This is a genomic window from Salinimicrobium profundisediminis (assembly GCF_026241755.1).
In the GTDB taxonomy this organism is placed as follows: Bacteria; Bacteroidota; Bacteroidia; order Flavobacteriales; family Flavobacteriaceae; genus Salinimicrobium; species Salinimicrobium profundisediminis.
The window spans coordinates 17,484-36,888 of sequence record NZ_JAPJDA010000019.1 but is presented as its reverse complement, the minus strand read 5'-3'; the positions used below and the strand labels follow the sequence as shown (position 1 = coordinate 36,888).

The window sequence follows — 19,405 nt, the reverse complement described above, 5'->3', positions numbered from 1 at the left end:
CAACTGTGAGTTAATTTATATGGACGAAAAACACTTTTAACTTATTAGATGTAAAAAAACTCCTAAAAAAATTTTATTAACGAAAAAGTCGTACTTTTAACCTCCCCTACCTCAGCAATATATAGTAGTTTCGGCTACATTCTCTTTAGACTTTTCCCTTAACAGGAGTTTAAGTTTTAAAATGAATGTTTACTTTATATTTGAACTATAAATCCTAAAATGCAATTGATTAAATTTAACACTTAAAGCCTATGCAAATTTTTACTCTGGGTAAAATGAGAATACCACTATTCTTTTTTGCCTTATTTTTTATGACCGGAACCTACATGTATGGACAGAGCTGTCCTACTGTAGAGGATGAACTAAGTTCGCAAAGTTTTTGCGATACTGAAGAACCAACCTTTGGAAGTCTTGAGGTTTCTTCAGGATCTGATGTGGTATGGTATGCGAGCGAAGATGCCACACAACCTTTTGGTAATGATGAATTTATTCCAGACGGTATAAATATTTTTTATGCTGGTTCTTCTACTGGGCAATGTTCTACAAGACCTGCTGTGACAGTAACAGTGTTTGGTGCTCCTAGAATCTTAGGAATCTATGAAAACACCATGAGACAAGCTGATCCTGGTTCTTCTCTACCTCAGCTAAATTTTTGTGTTGAGGATGTTAACGATTCTAATTTAACTTTAGCAGACATTCGAACCAGTGCAGATAATAGCGGTAAAATTATATGGTATGCTGATGCTTTTCAGGAAGAGGTATTAACTCAGAGTACTGAGCTTGTAAATGGAACTACTTACTGGGTAGGGCAGGAAGGACCTGATGGTTGTATTTCCAGTTTAAACAGTGTTGAGATAATTTTATCTAACGAACCAGCTCCAACAGGTGATGAAGCACAAGAGTTTTGCGCAATAAACAATCCTACTCTTGCAGATATTGTCGCCACCGGCAACAATAGATACTATACCGCAGGAGGAACAAGATTAGCCTCTACTGCTGAATTAGTAGATGGCCGCACTTACTATGTATCTTCGGTAGGAAGTACTTGTGAAAGTTTTGATCGATTAGCTGTTACTGTAACTGTAACACCAGCTGTAGAACTTGAGACTACAGGCCCTGGAATAGTTTGCGAACTTGATGTTCAGGAAACTTTCCCAAGTGTTGATGCCATTGAAAACTACTATTTAAGCTTATTAGGCGAAGAAGTTCCTACAAACGGAACATTCAATCCTACTCCCGCTCAAATGGCAACTCAATACCAAAATGATAACGACGGGCTGGGAGATTTTACCACCACTTACACTGTAGGTTGTGACCAGGTAGACCTTACAATATCTGTTATAGCTTCAGAAGAAGCTAATGCGGGACAGGATGTCTCTTTGGAGTTCGCAATTGATGATGAAACACAGAATTTGTACTCCTTCCTTACTTCAGAAGCACAAACTTTTGGAACATTTGAAGGGTATCCTGATGGACTATTTGACCCATCCCAGACAGGTGCTGGTGTTTACACTGTGACCTATACAGTAGATGAAACTTCAGGATGTATTTCGGGAGAAGATTCTGCAATATTCACTATTACAGTAGCCCCTTGTGAGGCTAATGCAGGTGAAGATGTGAATGAGACCTTCTGCCGTACTGAAATTGAAGCTCTTGTACAGCAAATTATAAATGCTCAAGATCCAGAGTCACAAAATCCAGATCCAACAGCAGGTATGGAAGTACTTGCAGAATGGCTTGGAGATAGAGATCTTGATGGAACATTTGAAGGAGATTTTAGTGGACTACAACAATTCATATTTCCCGGCAATCCACTCACTGAGCCAGTTATTATTACCGGTACTTATACTGTAGGTGAAGGAGAATGTGAAGATACAGCTGCAATATCCATTACCGTTATTGAGGATGCAAATGCAGGAAATGATAACACTATTACGTTAAGCCCTGATGATGCTCCGGTAGATCTATTCACTTTATTGGGAGAAAATGCACAAACAGAAGGAACATGGAGTTCTGGTAATGGAACTTTTAATCCTGCCACAGATGCAGCAGGAACTTACACCTATATTGTAGGCACAGACGGCTGTACAGATTCTGCTTCTGTAGTTGTTACCCTAACTACAGATTCTGTAGTCTCCCCTGGAGTTAGTGTGGTATGTCTTAGAGATGTACAAACCTTTTTCCCAAGTGTGGACGAAATCAGAAAATACTATTTAAGATTACTCCCTTCTGGTGTAGCAACAAATGGATCCTTTAATCCTACTCCTGCTCAAATGGCTGATATTTACCAGGCAGATGAAGATGGTTTGGGAGAGTTTACAACTACTTACACAGTAAATGGTGAATCTTATGAACTCACCATTAATGTTGTAACTGAAGCTGAAGCAGGAGATGATGCTACCATAACTCTTACTACAGATGATGAGCCAGTAGATTTATTTACTTACTTAGGCGAAAATGCACTTAGAGGTGGAACCTGGAGTAACGGAAATGGAACTTTTGATCCAGCCACAGACGAAGCTGGAACTTTTACTTATACAGTAGGATATGAAACCTGTATGGATTCTGCAACCGTAACCGTAATTGTAAACGACCCAACAGATCCAACAACGCCGGGTAGTGGGTATGCTATAGTTTGTGCAGGAGATGTTGATACTTTCTTCCCAAGCTATGATGAAATAAGGAAATTCTATCTTAGACTTCTTCCTACAGGTGTCGCAACAAATGGTACTTTTAATCCGACACCAAGGCAAATTTCTGAAATGTATCAGGCTGATGCTGACAAACTAGGAGAATTCACCACTGTTTACACCGCCCCTGACGCACAAACGTATGAGTTAACAGTAAATGTAGTCGCTGAAGCTTTTGCCGGTGATGACGCTACTGTTACTTTAACTACAGAAGACGATGAAGTTACCCTATTTGAATATTTAGGGGAAAACGCACAGCAAGGTGGAACCTGGAGTAACGGAGACGGAACTTTTGATCCAGCTACAGACGAACCAGGAACTTTTACTTACACTGTGGGCTATGAAGGTTGTATGGATTCAGCTACTGTTACTGTTACAGTATCAACTGATCCTTGCACAGGTATTGTAGATGCCGGAACAGACAGTTCAGCAGATGTTTGTGAAACTGATGTACAAACTACTTTCCCAAGTATCGACGAAATAAGGAAATTCTACCTCGGACTTTTGGATGCAGGAGTATCCGTAGATGGAACTTTTAGCCCAACTCCAGCTGAGATTTCAGCTATGTACCAGGCTGATGAAGATGGATTAGGTGATTTCACAACAACCTACACCCTTACCAATGGAGAGTGTACCGACTCAGTAGAACTAACGGTAACAATAGTACCTACTGAACCTGCAAGTACAGGTGACATTAATGATATTACAACCTGTACTGCCGAAGGAACCCTTAACCTGTTTGATTTCCTTAACAATGACAACACTTTAGGCGGAACTTTCTCTGATGCTTCAGGAGTAATTACTGATGGTATGTTGGACGTATCTGAAGAAGGTGCTTTCACCATCACTTACACCGTTGAAGAAGGTGATACTGAAAGTTGTATAGAAGGAAGTGCTTCTACTACCTTTACTGTTAATGTAACTGCTAACACTGCCAATGCAGGAGCAGACAACTCAGTAGAAGTTTGTAATTCTGAAGTAGAAAATCTCTCCAATGCAGGTGTAAGAAATCTTTATATAAGCCTTCTTGAATCAGGAGTGGATACAAATGGAAGCTTTAACCCAACCATTCAGGAAATCATAGATGATTACAATATCAACAGCAAATTTGGAGACTTCACCACTACTTACACAGTAGGAACCGGGCAGTGTACAGATTCTGCCGTACTTACGGTTACAGTTCTTGAAAACCCTGACGCCGGACAAAATGCTACTGTAAATCTTGAAGAAGATGCAACAGAAACAGTAGACCTTTTTGCCGAACTTGGAGGAACACCTGAAACTGGTGGAACCTGGACTTTTGATGGTGACGAAGTTGATGCAACTTTTGATCCTGCAACCGATGCAGAAGGCGTATATACTTATACTGTAACTAGCGACAACGGATGTTCTGCTTCAGCTACAGTGACTGTAATTGTTGGAACTCAAGAACCAGAATGTAACGGAGAAAACACTCCAGCCGCCCCAACAGTGACTCCATTTGATGGTTGCGCTGCCAGCAATGCGACTGTAGCCGATCTTGAAATTTCTGGTGAAGCCGACGCAGTGTTTACTGTTTATTCTGATGAAACACTTCAAACAGAGGTAGATGCTACACAAGTGCTTACTGCAAAAACATACTATGTTACACAAACAAACACTACTGGTTGTGTATCTGATGCTACTGCCGTAACTGTAACTTTAAATGATGTAGACGCACCATCTTTGGTAACTGAACCAGAACAACTATGCGCCGGTCAGGATTTGACAGTAGGTGACCTTGAAGGTAGCGTTATTGCTAACGGAGATCTTGTATGGTACACTACCGCTACAGGTTCAGAAACTGTATCTCCATCCACTCCGCTGCAAAACGGCACAACTTTATTCGCCGCTGCCGTTGATGCAACTACTGGATGCGAAAGTTCTACAAGAACTCCTGTACAGGTAAATCTATCCAATTGCGAGATTGTTATTCCTGAAATATTCTCTCCAAACGGTGATGCCATTAATGACAGGTTTGTAATTCAGAACATTTCTTCGGAATATCCAAATCACATGATGGAGATCTACAATAGATGGGGTGAGCCTGTATATAAAGGCCAGGTTGGAAAATCTCAGGGATGGGATGGCACTTCTTCGGAAGGATCATTCGGAAGCGGAGTACTTCCAGTAGGAGTTTACTTCTATATCCTAAACTATAACGACGGACAGACCGCTCCTATTCAAGGTAGAGTGTACTTAAGCAGATAATTTTGAAATATTCGAAACAAATGAGAAATTCTTTTATAAAAATTTTTACAGTTGTTTGCATTGCCCTTTTTTCACTAAAGGGTAATGCACAACAAGATCCCATGTATACCCAGTATATGTATAACATGAGCGTGATAAATCCTGCTTATGCATTAGATGACCTGGGAATGCTAAACGTTGGTGGCGTTTACAGAAACCAATGGGCCGGAATGGACGGAGCTCCTGAAACTGCCAATTTCTTTGCCCACACCGGGCTTAGCGAAAGGATTGAAGCAGGTATCTCCATAGTCCACGACGAGATTGGAGATATTGTTAAAGAAAACAACCTTTATGCCGATGTGGCTTATGTCCTTCCGGTATCAGAAACTTCAAAATTATCTTTTGGGGTGAAAGCAGGGGTTACTTTCTTTGACGCAAACCTCACTGCTCTTGAAACCGGGAATAACGAACAGGTTGATCCTGCCGCTCAAAACGTTAGTGAAGCATTTCCAAACTTTGGTGTTGGTGCTTACTGGTTTGGTGATAAATACTATGTAGGTCTATCGGCTCCAAACCTTTTCACATCAAAACACCTTGAAAACGAAACAGGACTGGCTCGTTTGGGAGAGGAAAATATCCATTACTTCCTTACCGGGGGGTATGTATTCGACCTTAACCAAAACCTAAAGCTTAAACCGGCCTTTATGGCCCGTGCAGTAGAAGGAGCTCCTCTTTCTGTTGACATTACAGCAAACGTGCTTCTTTACAACCGTTTTGAAGCAGGTGTAGCTTACCGTTTTGATGAAACAGTAAGTGGATTGGTGAACTTTAGAGTTACTCCTGAACTTAGAATAGGTTACGCCTATGACTATACAACAGGAAACCTAAGTGACTTTAATGATGGCACACATGAAATCATGGTACTTTTTGACCTTGACCTCCTTGGCCTTTCAAAAGGTTACAACGTATCCCCAAGATTCTTCTAAAACCTAAGAAACATGAAAAAACTTTATACCACACTTTTAGCTGTCCTTATTGGATTCTCGGCCGTGGCCCAGAGTTCTCAGATAAAGAAAGCTAACCGTTTATTTAACCAGAGAGCCTATATGGACGCTTCTGAAGAATTCCGGTTAGTTCAGGATAAGGATCAGGAAGTCCTTCAGAAATTAGGAGACTCCTATTTCTATACAAACAGAATGGGTAATGCGGCCGAAACTTACCGCAGCCTTTTTCTGAAGTACAACGACGGTAGCGTTGCACCCGAATATTCTTTCAGGTTTGCGCATTCACTACGTGCTACAGGACAGGACGAAGAAGCCGACAAATACTTTAGCCAGTACTACAACAGTACGGTAGATTTTGAAGAGTGGACTGCAAAGCTTGATACTGCTGTATCTCATACCTACACTACAAACCAGGTAATGCAGAATGCAGCTTCTTCAGACTTCGGAATTACCTTTATGGGTGACCGTATCGTTTTTGCTTCTACCCGCAATCAGGATCGTCCTATTTACGCATGGAACAAGAAACCTTATCTTGACCTTTACGTAGCCGATATTGATGATGAAGGTAACCTTAGCAACATCGCTTTGTTCAACGACAAGATTAATACCGACACTCACGAAAGTTCAGCTGCTTTTTCTACCGATGGAAAAACCATGTACTTTGACCGTACTAACTCAAGAAGGGTTAAGGTTGACTGGGCCGAAGTACCTGTAGCTACAATTAGAATCTACCGTGCCGAGCTTGTTGATGGCGAGTGGACAAACATTGAAGCTTTGCCTTTCACCAGCGACCAGTATTCTGTAGAGCACCCAACTTTAAGTGAAGACGGCTCTACCCTGTATTTCGCAAGTGATATGCCAGGATCTATGGGATCATTTGACATCTACAGCGTGGCTATTAATGAAGACGGAACATTTGGAGAACCAGTAAACCTGGGGCCAAATGTAAACACTGCTCACCGCGAGCAGTTCCCTTACATTGCTAATGACGGAACTCTATATTTTACTTCTGATGGCCACATGGGCTACGGAAACCTTGATGTATTTAAAAGTGAACAAACAAATGGAACTTTTGGAGAGGCTCAAAACCTTGGAAATTCTCTAAACAGTGAATTTGATGACTTTGCTTTTGTACTTAAAGAAGGAGAAGAAAAAGGATATCTTGCTTCCAACAGAAGAGGGTCTGATAACCTTTACGCTTTCACCAGAGAAGATTACACACCTCCAATCCTTCCAAAAGATGAAATGGAGATCAATCCTGAAACCGGAAGAAGACAAATCGCAGGAGTTGGAAACATCTACTTTGATTTCGATAAAGCAACCATCAAATCTGAGTCTGAACCTACTCTTAACCGCGTAGCTGAGATCATGAAGAACTATCCAATGCTTAAAATCGAAATTGGATCTCATGCCGATGCCCGTGGATCTGATAAATACAACATGGATCTTTCTCAGCGTCGTGCTGAATCTACTCTCGAGTATCTAGTGTCTCAGGGAATAAGCCGTGATAGGTTAGTGCCAAAAGGATATGGTGAAGAAGTACCATTGAATGACTGTACAAGACCTAATATGTGTACTGCTGCTGAATATGCCCGCAATAGACGAAGTGAATTCACTGAAATTACAGGAAGTACTCCTTACCTGCAAGATCAGCCTGAAGCAGCCGATGACGACCAAAACTAGGCTACAATTAACTAACCAGCCAAAAAGAAGGGCCCCGAGAAATCGGGGCCTTTTTTATTCTGAAAGGATATATACAAAACTTTCTATTGAATAAATATCTATAGAATTAGAAAATATATTTATTCCAAATGCTTCATGGCATTAACCCGAAGAAATTTTACTCCCAAAAAAAATGAGTCCAAAATCACCTTTTTGGAGGGTAACCTTCTAAAGCTTCTTCCACTATTTTATCAAACTGTTGTTGTCTTTGTGCAGGGCTCCAGTTGGGATTAAATTTGCTGTTAACAACAGCTTGCCAAACCAGTTCGTCCCGTTCAACGTCTATAAGATCAAAAGTAAGCTGAAGGAAACTCTCAGGGCCTCCTAATGGTATACCCCCGCTCACTCCTACCCCCACATTCCCACCGGTACCACCTATTCCCACCCCAAGACGGTTACGGCTGGGCTCCTGGTATTGTTCGGTATAGACGTTTAGGAATAGGTCGGGAGTTGTCGAGGCAAATAAATCCCTCTCCTGTAAAGCCCTTTCCATGCTATTTAGCAGCCGGTCTTCATCTAACTCACTTAGACCCGAAAGCACTTCCGGATAGATGCTTATACTATTGTAAGTGGAAAAGTTTGTCTGCTCATCGTAGTCAAAAGCCGCCCGTGGTCCTCCACAGCCGCTCATAATGAAGCATAAACAACATATTTTTAATAGTCTCATACTGGTGTTTTCCTTAAAATTAAAGAAAACACCACTGAAAACTAAGACATTAACAGGAATTAAACAGACTCCTCTTTATTCAGCATTTCCCAAAGCTTATCTTTAAGCTGGGTCAAACCTTGCTGCGCTACAGATGATATGAAGATATACGGCGCATTGAGTTCGCGGTCAAGTTGCGTGGTCATTTCAGCCTTTAATTCGGCATCAAGCATATCGCTTTTTGAAATGGCTACCAAACGGTCTTTATCAAGAAGTTCCGGATTGTAGCGTCTTAGCTCATCTACCAGGATCTCGTACTGCTCCTTTATATCCTTTGCATCGGCAGGAATTAAAAACAAGAGTGTTGAGTTGCGCTCAATATGCCTTAAGAACCTGTGCCCAATACCCTTTCCTTCAGCTGCCCCTTCAATAATTCCGGGAATATCGGCCACCACAAAGGTTTTAAAGTCACGATATTCAACAATTCCCAAATTGGGCTTTAGCGTAGTAAACTCGTAATCGGCTATTTTTGGCTTGGCTGCTGTGATCACCGAAAGTAAAGTGGACTTTCCGGCGTTGGGAAAACCTACAAGACCAACATCAGCAAGGATCTTTAGCTCAAGGGTTATATCCTCTTCCTCACCGGGAATTCCAGGCTGCGCATATCGCGGGGTTTGATTGGTTGAAGATTTAAAATGCCAGTTACCCAGTCCTCCTTTTCCGCCTTCAGCAACAATGATCTCCTGCCCATCTTCCGTTATCTCGTGAAGAATATTTTGGGTTTCGGTATCACGAATAACCGTTCCTAGCGGCACTTCAATGATCTCATCCTGCCCATCGGCACCGGTGCTTCGCTGTTTACTTCCGTGTTCGCCGTGCCCGGCTTTAACATGCCTCTTAAATTTGAGGTGAAAAAGCGTCCAAAGGTTTTTGTTCCCTCTTAGGATCACATGGCCTCCACGGCCTCCATCCCCTCCATCGGGCCCGCCTTTTGCAACGTACTTTTCACGGTGCAGGTGAGCCGATCCTTTACCTCCATTACCCGAGGATACGTGTATCTTAACGTAATCAACAAAATTCCCTTCAGTCATCCTTTATCATCTTTACACCTGTGGTATTTCTTATACCAGCTGGTCAATAGCTTCTTTTAAACGCGCAGTGATCTCCTGAATAGAGCCTACTCCGTTTATGCCAAAATATTTATCCTGCTTCAAATAGAATTGTTTCAGGATCGCAGTTTCTTCGTAATAAACTTTTATCCTTTTGCGAATAACAAGTTCATTAGCGTCATCTGGTCGTCCCGAAGTTTTCCCCCGCTCAAGCAAACGCTCCACCAGGATCTCGTCATCTACTTCCAAAGCGATCATGGCACTAACCTGGGTTCCCTCTTCCTGAAGAAATTCTTCAAGAGCTTCGGCCTGTGCAACCGTACGTGGAAATCCGTCGAAAATGAAGCCATTCCCTCCGTTTGACTGTCTTACTTCAGCCTTCAGCATATCTATGGTAATGCTATCGGGCACCAGTTGGCCTTTATCCATATAGGCTTTTGCAAGCTTACCAAGTTCAGTTTCATTTTTAATGTTGTACCTAAAGACATCGCCTGTAGAAATGTGTTTAAGGTTGTAATGATCTTTAAGGACAGCTGCCTGGGTTCCTTTACCTGCACCAGGAGGCCCAAACAAAACAATGTTTGTCATTTTACTGTTTTTAAGTTTATAGACCTGGGTGAGATTCCTGCCCAGCCCATCATAATCAAGACCATATCCTACTATAAAATCATTCGGAATTTCCATCCCCACGTAATCTATGGGAAGGCTTTTCTTGTAGGATGCCGGCTTGTAAAATAAAGTTGCAATTTTATATAGGTTCACTTCTTCGCTCTTAAGAATCCTGTCGAGGCTCTCAAGAGTATTTCCAGTGTCCACAATATCCTCTATCACCACTACATTACGACCTTTCAAAGAACTGGTAAGCCCCATTAAAAACTCTACATTACCTGTGGTTCCCGTACCTTCATAAGAACTTAGCTTCACAAAGTTCACTTCACAGTCGCCCTTAAATCTCTTAATAACTTCGGCCGCAAAGAGAAAAGCCCCGTTTAAAACCCCCAGAAAAACTGGTGTTTTATTTTCAAAATCGGCATTTATCTGCGCAGCCACTTTTTCTATACCGATGTTGATTTCGGCTTCAGAAATAAAAGGAGTAAATTTTAGATCGTGTAGTTGTACCAAAACAAAAATATTTTTGGGAAGCAAAGATACATATTCCAATCAACTCAGGATGCCAAACCCTGCGCATTTATAACTGAATCTTGCGGCATTTCAGATTTTTAAAATTATTTTTGCTGAAACACCTCATTAATGATCAATTATTTTTCTTCAGATTTCACCCTCGGAATACTCGGTGGAGGCCAGCTTGGAAAAATGCTCCTTTACGAAACCCGAAAGTTTGACATTCGCACCATTGTACTCGATCCTAATGCCGAAGCGCCCTGCAGGATTGCCTGTGATGAATTTACCCGCGGCGATCTCATGGATTTTGACACTGTAGTGAACTTCGGAAGAAAAGCAGATGTGCTCACCTTTGAGATTGAAGCAGTCAATGTAGAAGCTCTTGAAAAATTAGAGTCTGAAGGAATAGAAGTCTATCCTTCATCCAAAACCTTGAAGAAGATTCAGGACAAAGGCGTACAAAAAGATTTCTTTACCAGCCACGAAGTCCCTACTGCCCTTTACCAGAAATACTCCTCAAAAATGGCATTTTTGGAAGGTCTTCAAAAAGGGGAAATTTCCCTGCCTCTTGTGTGGAAAAGTACAACGGGAGGTTACGACGGTAAAGGTGTTGCAGTGGTCAAGAACCTCCAAACAGCCGAAGATTTACCCGAAACTGCCTGTATTGCTGAAGATCTCATCCCTTTTAAGAACGAACTTGCAGTAATTGTGGCTCGCAACCCATCGGGAGAGGTAAAGACCTACCCTGTGGTTGAGATGGAATTTCATCCCGAAGCCAACCAGGTAGAATACGTGATTTGCCCGGCCCGGATTGATGCCGCGGTAGCCGAAAAAGCGAGAAAAGTTGCCGAAAAAGTTTCAAGGGCCTATGAACACATTGGTTTACTGGCGGTTGAAATGTTCCAGACAGAAGAAGACGGGATCCTGGTTAACGAAGTTGCGCCCCGGCCTCACAACAGCGGCCACTACAGCATAGAAGCAGCATTCACCAACCAGTTTGAGCAGCATTTGAGAGCCATTCTAGATCTTCCTTTGGGAGATACCGAAAGTAAGGCCGGCGGCGTAATGGTGAACCTGGTAGGCGAAGAAGGTTTTTCGGGAAATGTGGTTTACGAGAACATCTCCGAAATCATGAAACTAAAAGGGGTCACCCCTCATATCTACGGAAAAAAAATTACCCGCCCTTTCAGAAAAATGGGTCATGTTACCATAGTAAATGCCGATCTTTCTAAAGCTAGACAAATTGCTGAAGAGGTCAAAAATAAAATTAGAGTAATTAGCGAATAACAAAACAGACCTCACAGGTTTTTGAAACCTGTGAGGTCTAAAATTTATTATATGAGCAAAGTAGGAATTATTATGGGCAGCACCAGCGATATGCCGGTAATGCAGGAAGCAATAGATATATTAAAGTCCTTTGATGTAGAAGTTGAAGTAGATATAGTTTCTGCTCACCGTACCCCCGACAAACTTTTTGATTATGGGAAAAATGCTCATACCCGCGGTATAAATGTAATTATTGCAGGTGCCGGTGGCGCCGCGCACCTTCCGGGAATGATTGCATCTCTTTCCCCCCTGCCGGTTATTGGGGTGCCGGTAAAATCGAGTAATTCTATTGATGGCTGGGATTCTGTATTGTCTATTCTACAAATGCCGGGAGGAGTTCCTGTAGCCACTGTAGCCCTCAACGGAGCCAAAAATGCAGGTATCCTGGCAGCGCAAATTCTTGGTAGCTCAAACCAGGACGTGCTTCAAAAAATCGTAGATTACAAGGAAGACCTAAAACAGAAAGTAATTGAGGGCGCAAAAAGCATTAAAAAATAAAAGCCACGTTTTCACGTGGCTTTAAAGTAGCATTCGTTGTTTTAATAGTATTTATTAACCATTCTAAATATATTAATCAAAAACCTAAAAGCTACTGACTTTAGTAATTTGGGAAATGTGAAGTAAAGAATAATTTTAGAATTTTCCGAACTTTTCCAAAAAATTTCGTTAAAACGCATTCTATTAAGTCAATTATTCAAGCTATATGACAGAAAGAAATCCACTCCTGGAAAAATTCGATACCGCTCCTTTTATGAAAATAAAAACCGGGCACTACAAACCGGCCATAGAAGAAGCTATCAGGCGGGCGCAACAGGATATTGAGCAAATCACTGCTTCAAGTGCAGCCCCTACTTTTGAAAACACCGTAGAAGCCCTTGAGTTTGCAGGAGAACAACTTGACAGAATTACCAGCATCTTCTTCAATATTAACTCAGCCGAGACCAATGAAGAAATTCAGAAACTGGCCCAGGAAATATCCCCGGTATTAACCGACTTCAAAAATGACATTATCCAGGATCCGGTACTTTTTCAAAAGGTAAAAGCGGTTTATGAAAACAAAGACAGCCTCAACCTCAGCATTGAACAAAGCACCTTGCTGGACAAGAAGTACAAGATGTTTAAACGCAACGGTGCGAACCTTGATGCCGGGCAAAAGCAGGAGCTACGAGAACTGGATAAAAAACTGGCTTCTTTAAGCCTCAACTTTGGAGAAAACGTGCTGGCCGAAACTAACAGGTACGAACTCCATATCACCCGCGAAGAAGATCTTGAAGGCCTGCCCAAAGGTGCCCGTACCGCAGCGAAGATGCTGGCAAAAGAAAAGAATAAAGAAGGATGGATCTTTAACCTTCATTACCCCAGCTACATCCCGTTTATGAAATATGCCAAAAGCAGAGCGCTGCGCAAAGAACTTGCCATTGCTTTTGGAGCTAAGGGTTTTCACGGAGACGAGCTTGACAATAGGGAGAATGTGCTGCAAATTGTAAAACTGCGGCATAAAAAGGCGAATCTTTTGGGTTATCCAACCTATGCGCATTTCAAACTGGAAGAACGCATGGCCGAAACTCCAGAAAAAGTAAATTCCTTCATGGAAGAACTTTTGGAAAAAGCCAAACCGGCAGCCGAAAAGGAATTTCATGAACTTGAGAGTTTTGCGCAGGACCTTGACCAGATCGACCGACTCGAAAAATGGGATGCGGCCTATTATTCAGAAAAACTGAAGCAAAAACTTTTTGACCTCGACGATGAACAGCTCAAGCCTTATTTTGAGCTCAACAACGTCATCAAAGGTGTCTTTATCGTAGCCGAAAAACTTTATGGTCTCAATTTCCAACAGGTCTTTGAGGCAGAAACCTATCATCCTGAGGTGCAAACCTACCTCGTTACTGACGAAGAAGGTAAGGAAATTGCCCTTTTTTACGCCGATTTCCATCCGCGGGAAGGCAAGCGTGGTGGCGCATGGATGACATCTTACAAATCTCAATATCGCCAAAAAGGTAAAAATGAGCGCCCACATATTTCTATAGTCTGCAATTTCACAAAACCTACAGATGAAGAGCCATCTCTGCTCACGTTCAACGAGGTTACTACCCTCTTCCATGAATTTGGTCACGCCCTTCACGGCATGTTGGCCGATACAATTTATCCAAGTATTTCGGGCACTAACGTTTTCTGGGATTTTGTCGAACTTCCAAGCCAGGTACTCGAAAACTGGTGCTATGAGAAAGATGCGTTGAAACTTTTCGCCACCCATTACGAGACCGGCGAAGTGATCCCCGATGATCTTATTCAAAAGATCAAAGATTCGGCTACCTTCCATGAAGGCATGGCCACTTTAAGACAGCTTAGTTTTGGAATTCTTGACATGAGCTGGCACAGCAAAGATCCTTCAGGCATTGATGATGTTAAAGCCCATGAAGAAAAAGCCTTTGAGACTACACAGCTTTATCCTGAAGTGAAAGAGAACTGCATGAGCACTTCGTTTTCACATATCTTCCAGGGAGGCTATGCTGCCGGTTACTATTCCTATAAATGGGCAGAAGTACTGGACGCCGATGCTTTTGAATTCTTTACTGAAAATGGCATTTTTGACAGGGAAACCGCCAATAAATTCAGGGAAACCGTACTTTCTCAGGGAGGCACCGAGCACCCGTTGACCTTGTACAAACGCTTCAGGGGAAAAGAGGCTGCTCCCGAAGCCTTGTTGCGCAGAGCAGGACTGCTTCCGAAGAAATAAGACAGTATATACTACAAAATAAGCAGAAGGTTTGGCGAATGCACAAAAGCATTAACCAAATCTTTTGCTATTTTTGAGAGAACCGGCCAATTATGGAAGCAAACAGCATTAATCCAGAAAAATGGGTAGACAGGTATGCAGATTACCTGTTCAACTACACCATTGTGCGCATAAATGACCGGGAAATGGCAAACGATCTTGTTTCTGAAACCTTCCTGGCCGGGCTCAACTCCATGAAAAATTTTAAGGGAGAAGCTTCGGAAAGAACCTGGCTCATTTCAATCTTAAAACGAAAGATCATTGACCATTACCGCCGGAACAATTCCCAAAAAGGACAGGCCGAAGTTAAAATGCAATTCCGCGACAGCGACAATGAAGGTGACTGGCTGGAAGAAAGGGTAGCCGACCTTTCTCTCATGACAGCCGAAGACGAGATGGAAAACCACGAACTGGGGCTTGCCATTCTGGATTGTGTTGACCAGCTCAATGAAAAACAGGCAGCCATTTTTAAAATGAAGACCATTGATGGTGTAGATACCGAAACCATTTGTAATGAATTTGAAATTAGTCCGTCTAACCTTTGGGTGATTATTCACAGGGCCAGAACTTCTCTGGCTAAATGCCTGGAGAAAAATTGGTTTTAGCATGAAGAGATTACATTTTATGAAACTTAGCTGCGCCGAAGCAGAAAAAGTTTGCACAAAGGCCGAATATAAAGAGGCCGGTTTTATTGAAAAGTTAAGACTGAAGCTCCACCTCTACTTTTGCCGAACCTGTAATGATTACTTCCACAATAACCAGAAACTAAGTGCTCTTCTGAAAAAAGCTGATATTAAAACCTGCTCTTCACAGGAAAAGGAAGTTTTCAGAAATAAGATCAAAAACGGAACTTCAAAAGACTTTTAACATTAAAAGAATCACCAGCCATAAGATGGGAATTGCTTCCACCCAAAAAGCGGTAAAGTAGCGGCTTCGGTGTTCTTTACTGGCCATTACAAAAAAGGCAGTTAGAAGACACATTACAACCAAAGCATTAAAAGAGGCCTGTGACCCTGAAGTTTTTAAAAGTTCTGTCACAATTACCACCCCCAGTAGCAGCAGGCCCACGATTTTAGTCCTGGTAACCCCTATTCGCTGCGGAAGGGTTCCCAACTGCTCCAGGTCGTACTTTAAGTCCCTTATCTCGAACGGCAGGATCCAGACCAGCACCAACAAAAACCGCTGAAACATTTCGAGAAACAGGTCTCCAAAAATGGCATTTTTGACACCTATTCCGGGAAGCACTACGGTCACCCCGGCCCACACAATACCAATAATGAATATCTTAATGCCCGAGATGCTTCTCAAATTTCTTCTTTTGCTGAAGACAGGCAGGGCATAAAGCGCAGTTAGGGATCCAAAAAAGGCACTTAGCAGCAGGATTTTGAAATCAATAAAAAAAGAAGAAATGAGCAACCCGGTAAAGCAAAAAAGAGAAAATATCTGAATGTTTTTGAGTCCGCGGGTGAGTGTTCGGTGATGCAGGCCGGCTACTGCGGCATACTTCACAAAATTGTATCCTGTTACCACTGCAAAAAAGATAAAAACCAGCAGGCCAGGGTCAATTTGCCCTCCAAAATGCAGCACAGTTACAAGGCAAAGCGAAACCACCGCTAAAGCCACGTGAATACTGCTATTAATATAGAAATCAAATATTTTTTTCACAACTGTAAAGGCAACAGGCCAGAGCTTAAAAACTTTACCAATCTTGCTGTTTTAAATCACTAAAAATTAGGTTGAAAATGCTTATTTTCGCCCTTCAAAACACAACTTTTACTTGATGAATACTTTTTCTTTTGCTACACGTCATATAGGCCCACGGGAACATGATCTAAAGGACATGTTGGAGACTATTGGAGTTGACTCAATAGATCAACTAATCTACGAAACCCTGCCCGATGATATTCGCCTAAAAAAGGATCTTGAGCTTGCCCCGGCCATGAGCGAACATGAATATATTGCCCACAGCATCTCGCTGGCTGCCAAAAATAAGGTTTTCAGGACATATATTGGGCTTGGCTATCACCAATCAATCACCCCACCTGTAATTCAGCGTAACATTCTGGAGAATCCGGGTTGGTATACCGCCTACACGCCTTACCAGGCCGAGATTGCCCAGGGAAGGCTGGAAGCACTTTTGAACTTCCAGACTGTAATAGCCGATCTTACCGGAATGGAACTGGCTAATGCTTCTTTGCTTGATGAAGGTACTGCCGCCGCCGAAGCTATGTCTTTGCTATATGAAGTGCGTGAAAGAGATCAAAAGAAAAATAATATCAATAAGTTCTTTGTTTCAGAACTTGTACTTCCGCAAACTATAGATCTTCTTAAAACCCGTGCAATTCCGCTGGGTATTGAACTGGTTATTGGAGATCATGAAGAATTCGATTTTTCCGAAGAGTTTTTTGGAGCTTTTCTCCAGTATCCCGGAAGAATGGGCCAGGTGTACGATTATTCTCAATTTGTTGCCAAAGCCAAAGAACACAATATAAAAACCGCAGTAGCTGCCGACATTTTAAGTCTTGTGAAGCTACGTGCTCCTGGAGAATTTGGAGTAGACGTGGTAGTGGGAACTACCCAGCGCTTCGGAATTCCGTTAGGTTACGGCGGGCCTCATGCTGCCTATTTTGCCACTAAAGAAGAATACAAAAGAAGCATTCCCGGCCGAATTATTGGAGTGACCAAAGATACCGATGGCAACTTTGCCCTTCGTATGGCACTTCAAACCCGGGAGCAACATATTAAAAGAGACAGAGCGACCTCAAATATTTGTACCGCACAGGTACTTTTAGCTGTAATGGCAGGTATGTACGCTGTTTACCACGGCCCACGCGGATTAAAATTCATTGCCAATAGGGTTCACAGCCTGGCCGCAACTGTTGCTGAAAATGTTGAGAAATTAGGTTTTTCCCAGCTGAATTCTACATTTTTCGATACTGTACTTATTAAAGCTGAAGCAGCGAAAGTAAAGGAGATTGCAGAACGAAATGAGGTGAATTTCTACTACCCGTCTTCAGACGTAGTGGCAATTTCCCTGAATGAATCTACAAACCTTGATGATGTAAATACCATTCTTGAAATTTTTGCTGAAGCCGCCGGTAAAGAAGCCATTAAAGCTACTGAGCTTTCAGAAAACAATTACATTCCTGCTTCAGTAGAACGCAAAACGGAATTTCTTAAAAATGAAGTTTTCAACTCTTATCATTCAGAAACAGAGTTGATGCGATACATCAAAAAATTAGAGCGTAAGGATCTTTCCCTTAATCACTCCATGATCTCGCTGGGTTCATGCACCATGAAGCTCAATGCCGCTGCCGAAATGCTCCCAATAAGCTATCCGCAGTGGGGAAATCTGCATCCTTTTGTTCCTGTAGAGCAGGCAGAAGGTTATCAAATTGTTCTGAAAAAACTGGAAGAACAACTCACAGAAATTACAGGATTTGCCGGCACTTCCCTACAGCCAAACTCGGGCGCACAGGGAGAATATGCCGGACTCATGGTGATTCGTAAGTACCACAAATCACGCGGGGAATCTCACAGGAATATTTGTCTTATTCCATCATCAGCTCACGGTACCAATCCTGCTTCAGCAGTTATGGCCGGAATGAAAGTGGTAGTTACCAAGTCTACCGAATCGGGCAATATTGACATAGAAGATCTTAAGGAAAAAGCCCTTAAACACAAAGATAACCTGGCGGCACTCATGGTGACTTATCCTTCAACTCACGGAGTATTTGAGTCGGCCATTATGGAGGTTATCGATATTATCCACCAGTATGGCGGGCAGGTTTATATGGATGGTGCAAATATGAATGCACAGGTAGGCCTAACCAGTCCAGGAGCAATTGGCGCCGATGTTTGCCACCTCAACCTTCACAAAACCTTTGCTATTCCGCATGGCGGTGGCGGCCCGGGTGTTGGCCCCATATGTGTTGCAAAACAACTTGTGCCGTTCTTACCAGGGAATCCGGTAGTAAAGACAGGTGGTGATGATGCTATTACCGCAATTTCATCAGCTCCATGGGGATCTGCGCTGGTTTGCCTTATCTCTTATGGCTATATCAAAATGCTGGGTGCAGAAGGCCTTAAAAAGGTGACGCAATTTGCCATTTTAAACGCCAACTACATCAAATCTCGTATAGAAGAACACTACAAAACCCTTTACAGTGGTGAACGCGGAAGGGCTGCCCACGAAATGATCGTGGATTGCCGCCCATTTAAAGCCAAAGGAATTGAAGTGACCGATATTGCAAAAAGGCTTATTGATTACGGCTTCCACGCCCCAACAGTGTCATTCCCTGTTGCCGGAACTTTGATGATAGAACCTACCGAAAGTGAAAGTAAAGCTGAACTTGACAGGTTTTGTGACGCACTTATCTCTATACGTAAAGAAATTGACGAAGCTACAGAAGATGAACCTAACAATGTACTGAAGAATTCCCCTCACACGCTGGCAATGTTGACTACCGACGAGTGGAATTTCCCATACACAAGGCAAAAAGCAGCTTTTCCTATAGATTACCTGGCCGAAAACAAATTCTGGCCCTCCATTCGAAGAGTTGATGAAGCCTTTGGAGACAGGAATCTCATTTGCACCTGTGCGCCCATAGAAGAATATATGGAAGATTAAAAAGAGAAACACCGGAGGCACATCACCTCCGGTTTTTTTAGCTTTGCTTTCATTAACAATTCGTTAACAAAAAAGCAGAAAATTTCGCTATTTTTAATCATAGTAGAAGTTTTTACCAAATCCTTTACAGATGCCGCAAAAGTGTATTTTAATGTAAAAAATATAGGGAAAG

13 protein-coding genes are annotated in these 19,405 nt (G+C 42.3%); 9 read left to right on the top strand and 4 right to left on the bottom strand.

Features of this window, described 5'->3' with window-relative positions; translation table 11 throughout:
• Positions 1-251: 251 nt before the first annotated feature.
• The 3 genes from OQ279_RS12210 to OQ279_RS12200 are packed head-to-tail and all read left to right on the top strand — an operon-like array spanning position 252 to position 7,585.
• Positions 252-4,919: a T9SS type B sorting domain-containing protein gene (locus OQ279_RS12210; protein WP_266070217.1), complete on the top strand. Its 4,668-nt coding sequence runs from the start codon at positions 252-254 to the stop codon at positions 4,917-4,919.
• A gap of 20 nt (positions 4,920-4,939) precedes the next feature.
• Positions 4,940-5,884, top strand: coding sequence for a PorP/SprF family type IX secretion system membrane protein (locus OQ279_RS12205; RefSeq protein WP_266070216.1), 945 nt, complete (start codon positions 4,940-4,942; stop codon positions 5,882-5,884).
• Positions 5,885-5,896: 12 nt separating this feature from the next.
• Positions 5,897-7,585, top strand: a complete 1,689-nt coding sequence (locus tag OQ279_RS12200; RefSeq protein ID WP_266070215.1) for an OmpA family protein — start codon at positions 5,897-5,899, stop codon at positions 7,583-7,585.
• A gap of 184 nt (positions 7,586-7,769) precedes the next feature.
• Here OQ279_RS12200 and OQ279_RS12195 read toward each other — a convergent pair whose 3' ends face one another.
• Genes OQ279_RS12195 through OQ279_RS12185 form a run of 3 tightly spaced genes read right to left on the bottom strand, consistent with a single transcriptional unit; the run spans position 7,770 to position 10,501 of the window.
• Complete coding sequence (locus OQ279_RS12195; protein ID WP_266070213.1) at positions 7,770-8,291, bottom strand: DUF4136 domain-containing protein; 522 nt, start codon at positions 8,289-8,291, stop codon at positions 7,770-7,772.
• A gap of 59 nt (positions 8,292-8,350) precedes the next feature.
• On the bottom strand, positions 8,351-9,361 hold the full coding sequence (gene obgE / locus OQ279_RS12190; protein WP_266070212.1) for a GTPase ObgE: 1,011 nt from the start codon (positions 9,359-9,361) through the stop codon (positions 8,351-8,353).
• Positions 9,362-9,391: 30 nt separating this feature from the next.
• Positions 9,392-10,501, bottom strand: a complete 1,110-nt coding sequence (locus OQ279_RS12185; protein ID WP_266070211.1) for an adenylate kinase — start codon at positions 10,499-10,501, stop codon at positions 9,392-9,394.
• Between the two features lie 129 nt (positions 10,502-10,630).
• Here OQ279_RS12185 and OQ279_RS12180 point away from each other — a divergent pair, with 129 nt between their 5' ends.
• The 5 genes from OQ279_RS12180 (at position 10,631) to OQ279_RS12160 (ending at position 15,470) form a co-directional block, all read left to right on the top strand.
• Entirely contained in the window at positions 10,631-11,788 is a 1,158-nt protein-coding gene (locus tag OQ279_RS12180) for a 5-(carboxyamino)imidazole ribonucleotide synthase (RefSeq protein WP_266070209.1), read from the top strand.
• A 51-nt stretch (positions 11,789-11,839) separates the two neighbouring features.
• Complete coding sequence (gene purE, locus OQ279_RS12175) at positions 11,840-12,325, top strand: 5-(carboxyamino)imidazole ribonucleotide mutase (protein WP_266070208.1); 486 nt, start codon at positions 11,840-11,842, stop codon at positions 12,323-12,325.
• A gap of 205 nt (positions 12,326-12,530) precedes the next feature.
• Complete coding sequence (locus OQ279_RS12170) at positions 12,531-14,564, top strand: M3 family metallopeptidase (protein ID WP_266070207.1); 2,034 nt, start codon at positions 12,531-12,533, stop codon at positions 14,562-14,564.
• Positions 14,565-14,656: 92 nt separating this feature from the next.
• Positions 14,657-15,208: a sigma-70 family RNA polymerase sigma factor gene (locus OQ279_RS12165; protein ID WP_266070206.1), complete on the top strand. Its 552-nt coding sequence runs from the start codon at positions 14,657-14,659 to the stop codon at positions 15,206-15,208.
• A gap of 1 nt (position 15,209) precedes the next feature.
• The gene (locus tag OQ279_RS12160; RefSeq protein ID WP_266070205.1) at positions 15,210-15,470 is read left to right on the top strand and encodes a hypothetical protein; all 261 of its coding nucleotides are present in this window, start codon (positions 15,210-15,212) and stop codon (positions 15,468-15,470) included.
• Here the strand turns inward: OQ279_RS12160 and OQ279_RS12155 are convergent.
• Positions 15,456-16,268, bottom strand: coding sequence for a UbiA prenyltransferase family protein (locus OQ279_RS12155; protein WP_266070204.1), 813 nt, complete (start codon positions 16,266-16,268; stop codon positions 15,456-15,458). The genes OQ279_RS12160 and OQ279_RS12155 overlap by 15 nt on opposite strands.
• A 115-nt stretch (positions 16,269-16,383) precedes the next feature.
• Between OQ279_RS12155 and gcvP the strand changes: the two genes are divergently transcribed.
• The gene (gcvP, locus tag OQ279_RS12150) at positions 16,384-19,233 is read left to right on the top strand and encodes an aminomethyl-transferring glycine dehydrogenase (protein ID WP_266070203.1); all 2,850 of its coding nucleotides are present in this window, start codon (positions 16,384-16,386) and stop codon (positions 19,231-19,233) included.
• Positions 19,234-19,405 lie beyond the last annotated feature (172 nt).

What these genes read in the sequence shown, in the direction of transcription:
- OQ279_RS12210 (WP_266070217.1), top strand. Translation starts at nt 252, where the DNA reads ATGCAAATTTTTACTCTGGGTAAAATGAGAATACCACTATTCTTTTTT.
- OQ279_RS12205 (WP_266070216.1), top strand. Translation starts at nt 4,940, where the DNA reads ATGAGAAATTCTTTTATAAAAATTTTTACAGTTGTTTGCATTGCCCTT.
- OQ279_RS12200 (WP_266070215.1), top strand. Translation starts at nt 5,897, where the DNA reads ATGAAAAAACTTTATACCACACTTTTAGCTGTCCTTATTGGATTCTCG.
- OQ279_RS12195 (WP_266070213.1), bottom strand. Translation starts at nt 8,291, where the DNA reads ATGAGACTATTAAAAATATGTTGTTTATGCTTCATTATGAGCGGCTGT.
- obgE (WP_266070212.1), bottom strand. Translation starts at nt 9,361, where the DNA reads ATGACTGAAGGGAATTTTGTTGATTACGTTAAGATACACGTATCCTCG.
- OQ279_RS12180 (WP_266070209.1), top strand. Translation starts at nt 10,631, where the DNA reads ATGATCAATTATTTTTCTTCAGATTTCACCCTCGGAATACTCGGTGGA.
- purE (WP_266070208.1), top strand. Translation starts at nt 11,840, where the DNA reads ATGAGCAAAGTAGGAATTATTATGGGCAGCACCAGCGATATGCCGGTA.
- OQ279_RS12170 (WP_266070207.1), top strand. Translation starts at nt 12,531, where the DNA reads ATGACAGAAAGAAATCCACTCCTGGAAAAATTCGATACCGCTCCTTTT.
- OQ279_RS12165 (WP_266070206.1), top strand. Translation starts at nt 14,657, where the DNA reads ATGGAAGCAAACAGCATTAATCCAGAAAAATGGGTAGACAGGTATGCA.
- OQ279_RS12160 (WP_266070205.1), top strand. Translation starts at nt 15,210, where the DNA reads ATGAAGAGATTACATTTTATGAAACTTAGCTGCGCCGAAGCAGAAAAA.
- gcvP (WP_266070203.1), top strand. Translation starts at nt 16,384, where the DNA reads ATGAATACTTTTTCTTTTGCTACACGTCATATAGGCCCACGGGAACAT.